We start from the raw sequence: 10,347 nt of genomic DNA on the forward strand, positions 1-10,347 counted from the left end.
TACATTCTGTTTTCCTCCTTGCTCTATATTAGCATAGTATTCTTGATTGAAGATTCAAATATGACTATAAAACAACCAATACAAAAAAAAATATTGAAGGCGGTTGAAACCGCTACCGACTTCCTCCCCATGTCTAAAAGCCAGGGGCTTCCGTCTCGTTTTTCGGTGATTATTGAAGTTTTATCGAACTCTACAATGAGTTGCGGTCGCAGCGATAAATTTAAGTTTTATCAAACAATTCCGACATTGCAAGAGTATATTATACCTCTTGCAAAAGTCAAATTTACCCCCCGCAAGTCCCCCCTCCCGCGGGGAGAAACAAGAATAGTCTTGCTCCCTCCCCGCGGGAGGGGAGGGTTGGGGTGGGGTGCTTTGGATTTTTGCAAGAGTATATTCTGATTGACCAATCTCAGGTTTATGTAGAACAGTATTGTAAGTTGGCAAACAAGCTGTGGTCGTATCCTCAGTACGATGAGGAGGATGCGGCGCTAGTTTTTAATTTATTTCAAGTAGAAGTGCTGCTTGTAGATGTCAATAGAAAAGTAGATTTCGCGGCGGTAAATGAGCCAGAAAATCAGATTGAAGAGAACAAAGAGGAATAAGGGCGATCGCTTTTTTGGGAAGGTGCGTTATCATTTAATTGAGCGATCGCATTCAAAAGAAGTATTGGTTCAACATACTTGTGGGAGAACATGAAGATGACAGGCACTTTGCAAACAACCGAGCAACGTTACTCCACAGAGGAGCAATATTTAGCACAGGAAGAAACAGCAGAGTACAAAAGTGAATATCTCGACGGGGAAATCATTCCTATGACAGGCGGATCTACCAATCACAATCGACTCGCAGGAAACGTTTACATTGCTTTAAATTTGGCTATTCCAGAACAAGAGTATGATGTCTTCATCGGTGATGTGCGTCTGTGGGTTCCAAAAGTGCGACTTTATACTTATCCCGACGTAATGGTAATTTTGGGAAAACCTGAATACCACAACAATCGCACAGACACGATTACTAACCCTCAAGCGATTGTGGAAGTTTTATCAAAGTCTACTAAAAATTACGATCGAAGTGACAAGTTTACATTTTACAAAACTCTTCCTAGTTTTCGAGAATACATTCTGATCGATCAAACAAAAATTAAGGTCGAGCAGTATTCTAAAACCGAGAATAAAAGATGGTTGTATAGCGAGTATGACGAGGAAGATACGGGTTTAGTGTTTAATTCTTTCGAGCTAGAAGTTCCTCTGTCTGATGTTTACGAACAAGTGAATTTTGAGCAAGTTGAGCAAGAAGATAGTCAAAATAAGGAGTGAAAACGATCGCACTTTGTTGGAAAAGGGATCTCGCCCTCGCTCCTCCTAATTCTTATGCAAACTCTGCTCTGGAATGTAAGATATAGCTTGCGCCCACAGAAGTTAGGACAAATTCTGGTAGGAGTGAATAGCATTCGCCCGCAGTAAGCGGATTGACTGTCCTGTAATCGCTCTCAACTGATATCAAATCCTCTCTTCATCGGAATAGTAAATTCACTGTTGACTGTTGACTGTTGACTGTTAACGGTTGACTGTTAACGGTTAACGGTTAACAGTTAACATCATGAGGAGTGCAACCGGAATTGATATGATTGGGTTTTAGAGGTAGCCTATGTTCGATCGCGCACTGGCAGTGTTAGGCTTGAATGTCGAGTTACCGGATACCGTCACCAGCACTGCAATTGTGATGGTGCTGCTGAGTATCATTTCTCTGTTAATGATTATCCTGATTAGGGGGATTTCCTATGTGAAACTTCCAAAAATCCTGGATTCGCTTGTTCATCAGTTTGATTCGGTGGAGTCTAAAGATATTTTTCAGACGCTGATTGAGCCATTTCAGGGTTGGTTAATTTGGGTTGTAGTTGCCACGGTTATCGATCTGATGGTTTTGGCTATTCCCACACCATCCTGGCTAGTATTCTTGGAATTTCCCTTGAGCTTCCTGTTAGCGATCAGTACCACCTGGCTAGGATTCAAGCTCTTTGAAGAATTCTTCGATCGGTATTTGCTGGGAACTGCATTAGAAGATGATAGCAAAATTAATACTGAACTGATCGCGCTTGGCAAGTTTTTGACCAAGGTTTTCATCGTTCTGATTATTGTCTTTTGCTTTGCCCAAGCTCATCAATTTAATGTAATCGGTTTAGTCGCTAGTTTGGGGGTGGGAGGATTTGCGATCGCTTTTGCCTCCCAAAAAGTGATCGAGCAAATTCTCTGGAGTGTTGTTCTCTATATCGATCGTCCTTTTACCGTTGGTGATTATATCCATTTGCCCGATCGAACTCTCGGTCGGGTTGAGTCTATCGGGTGGCGTTCTACCAAAATTCGCCTGTCTGGCAAAAATACTCTGATGGTGGTTCCCAACAGTAACTTAGCACAGATTAGTATTGAAAACCTGAGCAATGCGCGCCGTCTAATTTCTATGGTTACTCTTACCTTTTTTAGAGCGATATCTGAAGAGGAAAAAGCACTGCTCCAACAGCTTCTGTTGGACAGCACCCGTGATATTCTGGGAATAGATCGTCAACTGACCCAGGTCAAATTTCAGGATATCGCCGATGAATCCGGTCAATATTACCCGCAGGCACAGGTCATTTTCTTTATTTTAGGGGCAACGGAGACATCTATGGAATTACGCAAAGGTCTGCTGGGGATGGCTCGGGAAAATATCATCAAACAACTGCAAGACTATGGAATTAATTTTGACATTAAAGAGAGTATTGTTGATGTCAGTCAGCCCATGAATATTTAATACTACAGCCTTTCTGTGCTCTGGTATGAGGTGCTGTCGGGCTATGGGCATAGGGCTATGGGCATAGGGCTATGGGCATAGGGCTATGGGCATAGGGCTATCCTCACCACGCGATCGAACCGCTATATATAGCAATCTTTGCAGGAGTCTTAAATTTTTACCTCACCCCAACCCTCCCCGAACTCTCGGGGATGGGGTAAGAGAGAAATTTCACAAATGATGCGAGGATTGCTATAGTTAGCGTTACGAAAGCGAATGTTGGAAGTGATGCCAATCGAATCAGAAATTCTTCAATATGTCTTGGAACTGATGGCGAGGTTAGGGCTGTTTTGCTCGATCGTCATTGTCTCGCCGTTTGCTGGGCGCTTTTTGCTTCAGCTCATTCGTCAGGGACTCCAGCTACTTGAGTCATTTGGCATAATCAACGGTCAGACTGCTTACCATCGAGCGCTAGAGTCGTTGCAGACATCACTCTCATTAACCGGGACGTTTCTGGCGATCGCAATTGGATTGACTTTACTCATCAAGTACGAGGATCTTTATAACTTTATCAGTATTTTTGTGTATTCAGTATTGTCGGTTGGAATTGGCTTGTTTGCATCTAAAATTGCTCACCAAGTCATCCATCGATCGGTGATCGGTTTAGTGCATCGATGGTTTGGAAAAGTTAATGAAGTTGTACTCATTTTTGAGACTCTGATCTATGTTCTGATCGTTCTCATGGCTGTGGTGATTTTTGCCATCGGACTGCGGATTAATTTGGTGACTCTCGGAGCCAGCTTGGGGATTGGCGGTGTGGCGATCGCCTTTGCAGCCCAGCAAGCCCTCGGACGGCTTTTCGGCACTCTAGAATTATATCTCGATCGCCCTTATATTTGTGGAGAATACATCCGAGTTAACTTTAATCCCTACGGTGAAGATATATATGGTCGAGTCGAGTCTATTGGTTTGCGATCGACCAAAATTCGGATTGTTGCTCAAAATACAATGATGATCGTGCCGAATTCGACGATGGCTAGCAAAAATATTGAAAATGTGAGCCGGGGTAAAAAGATTATGGCGATGCTGTGTTTGGACTTTGCCAAATGCCTGAAAAAGGACGAACAAGCCCTCGTCACTCAAACAATCGAGCAGGAAAGTCGCTTTTTTTGGGGCTTTGATAAAGCCAGTACGCGAGTACAGTATGAAGAAGTCGAGAATGCCTCAGCAACCCGCGCCCGAGTGTTCTTTTTCATTACCAGTCCGAGTGAAAACTCGCTAGAACTACGCAAGCGACTTCTGGAGTTAGCCAATCAGGCGCTTGCCAAAAAACTAGCTGTTCAAAATCTTAGATTCATTGTTCCAGAACCCACGATTTACATTGATTCACCGATGTCTCTCTAGCAACCATACTGTGTTGATTTTGAGAGTCTAAGTCGAGATTTAGTTTGAAGCCGTTACTTCCCCGCATATCGAATGAATACCCCATCCCCCTCTGAATCCAACCCCCCCGATCAAACAAGTACGGATCGGGAACTTTCTCTAGAAATGCTTCAGGAGCAACAGGTCAACCTCAAGGTTAGCGTTGAAGAACTCTACAGGCAAGTCAATCAAATCCGCGGGTTACTTCAAACCCTTGTCATGGGTCTGGCGATCGCCATTTTACTGGCAATTGGGATTTCGGGCTGGTTTGCCTACCGCCTGCTCGTTCAAGAACAAATTATGCGGCGCGACACGGAACAAGCAGCGGCAACCAATGCCAAAATACTCGAACAACTCGAACAGGTGGAAACTCAGTTGCAGCGCCAGAAAGACCAACTACAAACCTTCCGAGAAGAAGTGCCAGACGAATTCAAGACTCTGACAGATACAGTCCAAGCTAATCAGCGGCAATTGCTGATTTTACGCGATCGCATCAAGCAAATCGAACCGAAACAACCGCCATCTAATCGCACCCAATAAATCCAATTATTATGTTCGCTTCAAACCGGCAAAAATTTAGCAATTAATCCTATGTTTGAGAATGGCGATCGCTCCCACAAGAGTGTTAAACTGAATCTAGCGGTCGTGTTAAACAAGGAAAAATAGCCGTGATGCCTATCCAAGAACAAATTGTTGACAAACTGAAAAATTTCTCTGAAATCGAACTGCAAGAAATCCTCAACTTTGCTGATTTCCAGTTATGGCAGCCCAGAAACCAGGAAGTAGCTTCGGCGCCAGATGAAACTGGCAACACCGAACCAGCAAATCTGGATGAAGAGTGCGAGGTTCATTATGTTGGTGGAGTCTTAGTCGTCAAAGCATCATTAATAAAAAATCAAGAACTGATTAATTGGGATACAATTATTCCCGATATGCGCGAAGAAAGAATCGGGAAGTTTATCTAAAATGAACGTTTTATTTGATACATTCGTTCTGATAGCAGCGTTGATAGAAGATCGTCCCAGTCACTCTCAAAGCTTATCTTGATTGGAGCGAGTTCGATCGCCTCAATTAGTTTAAAGGCTCGGAGGGCAGTTTTTCGATGGCTATTTTCCATTCTGAATTACCCGATGCACCTCTGCTAACGGCAGTTCTAAAGATTCTGCAATTTGTTCGACACTCAAACCCAGTTTTGCCAATTTCGGAACTGCTTCTAACTTAGCTTTGCGTTCGGCTTCTTCTAAAAGTTTTTGATAATTTGGATGTTTTTTGACATCATTATCACTTTTATTGTCTGATTCCGATCGTTCTGACGAAAGTGATTCAGATTATTGTGCGGGATTGGTACAAAAATTAATATGCCCAATTTGTACAGGACTTCCCATACTTGAGAAGTTTGCTACTCCCCATCTTTCTACCGTAGCGCGAAAGTTTGATTTGTGAATGTCTGTGCCCAGCGCAGTTGAGAGTATCTGCCATAGCTCATAGCTAGCATCTCTTACATGACCCTGACTACAGTGATATTCTTCAGCAATTTGTGCGTATTTCCGATTATTTAAGACTCCCTTGAGGATTGCTACTTGCAGGGTGTCGAGGTGTTTGCCAGTCTTGGCAAACACTAGCTCATCAATAGAGTTTAAGACCTCTTGGGTATCCATCAGCATATCTGAATACAACACTATTTTAGTATAACCCGTTATTTTCCGACTTTATCCGCTTTTTTCCGACTTGTCAAAGCTGCGATCAGTTGACATCATAAGTAGTATCAAGTTAGTTAAATTACTTGCCGAATTATCGATGGGTGTATTTGGAGCTTCAGCCACAATACAGAATTGATATAGCCAACAGCTATTACTTCACTTTGTCAATATGAACAAGTTAATTCCATTCGTTTTCCTCTCGTCTGTTCTCCTTCTTGCTACAACTGAAAGCACTGTTTATAAAGGTGTTAACGCTCAGTCATTCCAACGCAATCGCCCAGATTTAAACGGTCTGCTAGTTAGAAATCCGGGTAATAGTATGATTTTCTGGGTTGACCGTGGTCAGCGCCGCCATATCGCAGGTTCCAGTGTATATGGAAGATTGTTTGTACCCAACCAGCGAGATTATTTAGACACCGATGCCGTTGAACCCGGACTATCTATAACAAATGATAACAGACTTGTTCGTTGTGGAGAAAACGGACATCCTTTGAAAAACCGTATATACCTTTTAGACCAGGGTACAAAAAGGTACGTCACCTCTTCAACTGTTATGGATAAGAATAACTTTAACTGGAAAGGGGTTAATACTATTGATTGTCCGGTTCTAGCTACGATAAAAGACGGAGATCCTATCCGGTAGAGTAGTCAAAAAGAAGCAAGGGTTGCAGACTTCATAACTGTCATTCTTCGCTGAACCTTTTAGCTACCACTAGAATAGCGATCGCGCATTTCTTTCAGGAAACCTCAACAGTCTTTAAACCTTCAACTTTATCGCCAACTGAATTGCGCCGCTGACCTCGACGCTCCAAAAGTGCATCTATACCAGGATTAATCACTTCCTCAACCTCTCCATTATCACCATAAATTACTACCTCAAGCCATTGCGCTTTCGCTATTCCTACTGCATATTTAAGCGCAGCTTCCTGACTGGGAAATACTCTCTCAACTGACTCAACACCTCCCTCAGTTACAACCCAACCATCTTGATGAGGTGAAACGTGGAACTTATGATTTAATTCCTTCTCAACCCGTTGTCGCAAACCCATTATAGTAATGCCGACAATCGTTTCACTATCCTCATTGTAACGGGCAATTACGCTATCACTAATATCTAAAGCTACAGCATCTCGTGGTTCTCCTAATGAAAGATATAGAACATCAGCTTCCCGATCGTAGAAACCTGTAATATTTGTGGAATCTTCCAGAATTTTTACTTTTGTGTCCATATTATTCGCTTATTTGATGATGGCTGTTTTCTAAGGTAAGCTGTTGTAATAAATCCATCAGAGTTACTTACTTCCAGATACACTACAACTACAAACTTCCTACTATCAGGAATTAGGGAATAAAATCGCAGAGCTAGCAACCCACCTGTAACGTCATCAATTTGAATTAGATCCGGGCTATCTAAAGTTTCTAAAACCCGCTCGTATTGATCTTTCATTTCTGGGTGTTCTTTCAATATATGCTCCCACCTTTCTTTCGTGAGGCGGATAGGAACATTATTGAATGAATAGCCACTCCAAAGTAGATTACTATTCTGTGTCATTTTATCTTAGATTTTATAGATAAGCAAGGGCATCCACAACAGATGCCCTCACCCCAATCCTAACTACGCGCCGACAGCTTCCTTGGCCGCGTACAACACCTCAGCATTGATCTTCTCAATCCCTCGTTCGCGAGCGAATTTCTCAGTGTTCCGCTTCACCTTACCGCGCACAAAACCAGGAATTTTATTCAACTCCGCCTGTCCATCCTTCGTCCAATTCATATCAGAATCTGCCGAGATACCCTTGGTAATCACTTCCTTAGTATCGTGGCCGCCGAAGATTTCCAGCAAGTGGTCTTCCATTCCCAAAGTAAAGGAATTGTAGACCAAATCTACGCACTGATTCGTGCCTTCATAACCCAAAAATGGCTTGTAGCCGATCGGGAAATTTTGGACGTGAATCGGCGCAGCAATCACACCGCACGGAATATCAAGCCTTTTACCCACGTGGCGTTCCATTTGCGTGCCGAAAATTGCCGAAGGTTCAGCTTTGGCGATCGCATCTCCAATTGCCCCGTGATCGTCCGTCACCAGCACTTCATCACAATACTCGCTAACCTGTTCCCGGAACCAGTCAGCATCGTGTTTGCAGTACGTTCCAGCCCACACAACGTGGATTCCCATCTCGCGAGCCAAAATCTTCGTCATCGCCGCAGCGTGCGTATTATCGCCAAATACGACCGCTTTTTTGCCGGTTAAGTTTTGGCAGTCGATCGACCTTGAGAACCAAGCAGCCTGCGACACAAACCGCGTTTGTTGGTCAATAAAATTTTCATAATCAACATCCGCACCTTGAGCATTCAAAACTTGCTGAATCTTCCGAATGCAGCGCGCCGTTTCCACCACACCCATCGGCGTAATATCCACCATCGGAGTGCCGAATTCTTTTTGCAAATACTCCCCGGCCATCATCCCCAATTCGCGATAAGGCACCAAGTTAAACCAAGCCCGCGGCAGTCTTTTTAAATTATGAACCGAAGCACCTTCGGGAATAACTTCGTTAACTTCAATTCCCAAATCTGCCATCAAACGCTTCAACTCAGTGCAGTCGTGCTGGTTGTGGAAACCCAGCGTAGACATACCGATAATATTCACCGATGGTTTTTCGCTTTTAGCTTCTACTAAATCGCCTTTTTTGCGAGCTTTGTTAATGTAAAATTGAACGATTTGATCTAAAGTGCGATCGGCAGCTTGCAATTCGTTGACGCGGTAATGGTTGACATCCGCCAGCAATACATCGCCTTTGGCATCCAATTGAGCTCGCTCCACGAAGTTTTCCAAGTCTTCTTGCAGAATGCTGGAGGTGCAAGTCGGAGTCAGCACGATTAAATCTGGGTGTTCTTCTCTGTCTTTGCGGGTGATATTGTCCACCACCCGTTCCTGCGAACCCCGCGCCAGTACGTGTCTGTCAACCACGCTGGTAGTTACTGGGGTGAAATCCCGTTCCCTCTCCAGCATGGAACGCATGACGTTGAAATAGTCGTCTCCTATGGGTGCGTGCATGATCGCATGGACGTTTTTGAAGGAAGTGGCCACGCGCAAAGTGCCGATGTGGGCTGGGCCTGCGTACATCCAATAAGCCAATTTCATAAACAATACTCGGTAAGTGGGAAGCTCAGAGTCTAAAGACCTGAGAGGAAACGACTTGGCGGTTTTAACCGCCTTGAATCCCCTCTGGCGAGGGGTGGAGGGGTATGGTTGCCCCTCCGGTGAGGTATGGTTGCCTCGATCGATCTCCCTTGCGGGGTAATATTAGCTTCGCCAATGTTATAAGAGCTTTTTAGACCTGCAACACTGCCTCAGTGACTTTAAGACTGTTTAATTGCAGATGACAGGGCAGGGGACTAGCTTCGCATCCACAGGGTGTCATGACTCAAATAACGTAGACCTCTAAGGTCTTAGGCTGGTCAGCACAGCTTGCTCGATCGCTCTAACAAGCTCAGTCCCTTTAGGGCTGAGTTACTGACAGGTATTTTTCCTGATGTTGGTTGAGATTTGCCCGATCGGGCGATTACTGCTAAATTTTAAGGTTGTTTCCGATTTTCTCACCGGATGAATCCTTTAGAAATAATAACTTTCTGAAGATTTACAGATGAGAAAAATCCTCAAACGCTTTTGCTGGCTGGGATTTTACTCGCCCTTCCCACAATTTTACCTTTGTTTTATGGCAATAATTCTTAATGTATTGTCAAGTTTCGTTAAGAACCGGACACATCTTATTAACCTAGGATACCCCAGCCGCGCCTGATACCATTTTTCTAAAGATGTGCTATGGATGAACTCTTAGCCCCCCCTTAATAAGGGGGGGTTGGGGGGGTAATATCTAGCGCTACTTTATTTCATTGGTATGACACCTAGATTGCTACAATAATTTTCGCCAAACTTTATTATTGACTTTTTAAACAACATACAATACACTATTAATTAATCCACTATTTCCTCTGTCGCGAAACTTGCTTTATAAGGGGAAATATTGACCTAAAACAAATTCTTGACAAATCCCATGAAACTATCCAAAATTGACTTGAGCAACGTCTTAGCAGTCGGTCACTCTAACGGCCAGTTAGGACTGTTGATCGATCGCGGCGCAGAAGTCGAATTTATCGAAATTGTCGCACCCGAAGCTGCAATGCACGGCCTGCAAATGGTTGATTTCATCGCCAATACAGATTCAACCGAACTCAATGGCGCTATTGAATCACCAGAAATTGCTCCCTGCGGCGAACCAATTGCTATGATGTCCGTAGATTCCCAAATGGCTAGAGCGATCGGATACGACGAAGAAGAGCAAGTTTTACAAATAGAATTTAGCAGCGGCTCAGTCTATCAATACAGCGACGTAGAACCGGAAATTTGGGAATCTCTGCAAGATGCTGATTCTACAGGCAGATTTTTTAACTCCGAGAT

12 protein-coding genes are annotated in these 10,347 nt (G+C 43.7%); 8 read left to right on the plus strand and 4 right to left on the minus strand.

What is annotated here, in order from left to right; translation table 11 throughout:
- The first annotated feature begins 380 nt into the window (after positions 1-380).
- From WBA89_RS28545 to WBA89_RS28570, 6 genes are all read left to right on the plus strand, one after another.
- Positions 381-602 (plus strand): hypothetical protein, encoded by a 222-nt coding sequence (locus WBA89_RS28545; RefSeq protein ID WP_424410994.1) that lies wholly within the window; start codon positions 381-383, stop codon positions 600-602.
- A 96-nt stretch (positions 603-698) separates the two neighbouring features.
- On the plus strand, positions 699-1,316 hold the full coding sequence (locus WBA89_RS28550) for a Uma2 family endonuclease (RefSeq protein WP_424410995.1): 618 nt from the start codon (positions 699-701) through the stop codon (positions 1,314-1,316).
- A gap of 331 nt (positions 1,317-1,647) precedes the next feature.
- Complete coding sequence (locus tag WBA89_RS28555; protein ID WP_424410996.1) at positions 1,648-2,787, plus strand: mechanosensitive ion channel family protein; 1,140 nt, start codon at positions 1,648-1,650, stop codon at positions 2,785-2,787.
- 267 nt (positions 2,788-3,054) lie between these two features.
- Positions 3,055-4,170, plus strand: coding sequence for a mechanosensitive ion channel family protein (locus WBA89_RS28560; RefSeq protein ID WP_424411005.1), 1,116 nt, complete (start codon positions 3,055-3,057; stop codon positions 4,168-4,170).
- A 72-nt stretch (positions 4,171-4,242) separates the two neighbouring features.
- The gene (locus WBA89_RS28565; protein WP_424410997.1) at positions 4,243-4,728 is read left to right on the plus strand and encodes a hypothetical protein; all 486 of its coding nucleotides are present in this window, start codon (positions 4,243-4,245) and stop codon (positions 4,726-4,728) included.
- 131 nt (positions 4,729-4,859) lie between these two features.
- Complete coding sequence (locus tag WBA89_RS28570; protein WP_424410999.1) at positions 4,860-5,153, plus strand: hypothetical protein; 294 nt, start codon at positions 4,860-4,862, stop codon at positions 5,151-5,153.
- Between the two features lie 363 nt (positions 5,154-5,516).
- Here WBA89_RS28570 and WBA89_RS28575 read toward each other — a convergent pair whose 3' ends face one another.
- Positions 5,517-5,846, minus strand: coding sequence for a hypothetical protein (locus tag WBA89_RS28575; RefSeq protein WP_424411000.1), 330 nt, complete (start codon positions 5,844-5,846; stop codon positions 5,517-5,519).
- A 211-nt stretch (positions 5,847-6,057) separates the two neighbouring features.
- On the opposite strand from WBA89_RS28575, the gene WBA89_RS28580 reads away from it, so the two are divergent.
- Entirely contained in the window at positions 6,058-6,531 is a 474-nt protein-coding gene (locus WBA89_RS28580) for a hypothetical protein (protein WP_424411001.1), read from the plus strand.
- A gap of 94 nt (positions 6,532-6,625) precedes the next feature.
- On the opposite strand, the gene WBA89_RS28585 is transcribed toward WBA89_RS28580, so the two are convergent.
- The 3 genes from WBA89_RS28585 to bchB form a co-directional block, all read right to left on the minus strand.
- Positions 6,626-7,117 (minus strand): DUF2188 domain-containing protein, encoded by a 492-nt coding sequence (locus WBA89_RS28585; RefSeq protein ID WP_193973338.1) that lies wholly within the window; start codon positions 7,115-7,117, stop codon positions 6,626-6,628.
- Complete coding sequence (locus WBA89_RS28590; RefSeq protein WP_424411002.1) at positions 7,102-7,353, minus strand: hypothetical protein; 252 nt, start codon at positions 7,351-7,353, stop codon at positions 7,102-7,104. Before WBA89_RS28590 ends, WBA89_RS28585 begins: the two co-directional genes overlap by 16 nt.
- Before the next feature lie 150 nt (positions 7,354-7,503).
- Complete coding sequence (gene bchB, locus WBA89_RS28595; protein ID WP_424411003.1) at positions 7,504-9,030, minus strand: ferredoxin:protochlorophyllide reductase (ATP-dependent) subunit B; 1,527 nt, start codon at positions 9,028-9,030, stop codon at positions 7,504-7,506.
- Between the two features lie 913 nt (positions 9,031-9,943).
- Between bchB and WBA89_RS28600 the strand changes: the two genes are divergently transcribed.
- A partial coding sequence (locus WBA89_RS28600; protein ID WP_424411004.1) for a KTSC domain-containing protein occupies positions 9,944-10,347 on the plus strand: 404 nt, incomplete at its 3' end.

Origin of the sequence: Microcoleus sp. (genome assembly GCF_049646505.1) — a bacterium.
Lineage (GTDB): Bacteria > Cyanobacteriota > Cyanobacteriia > Cyanobacteriales > Microcoleaceae > Microcoleus.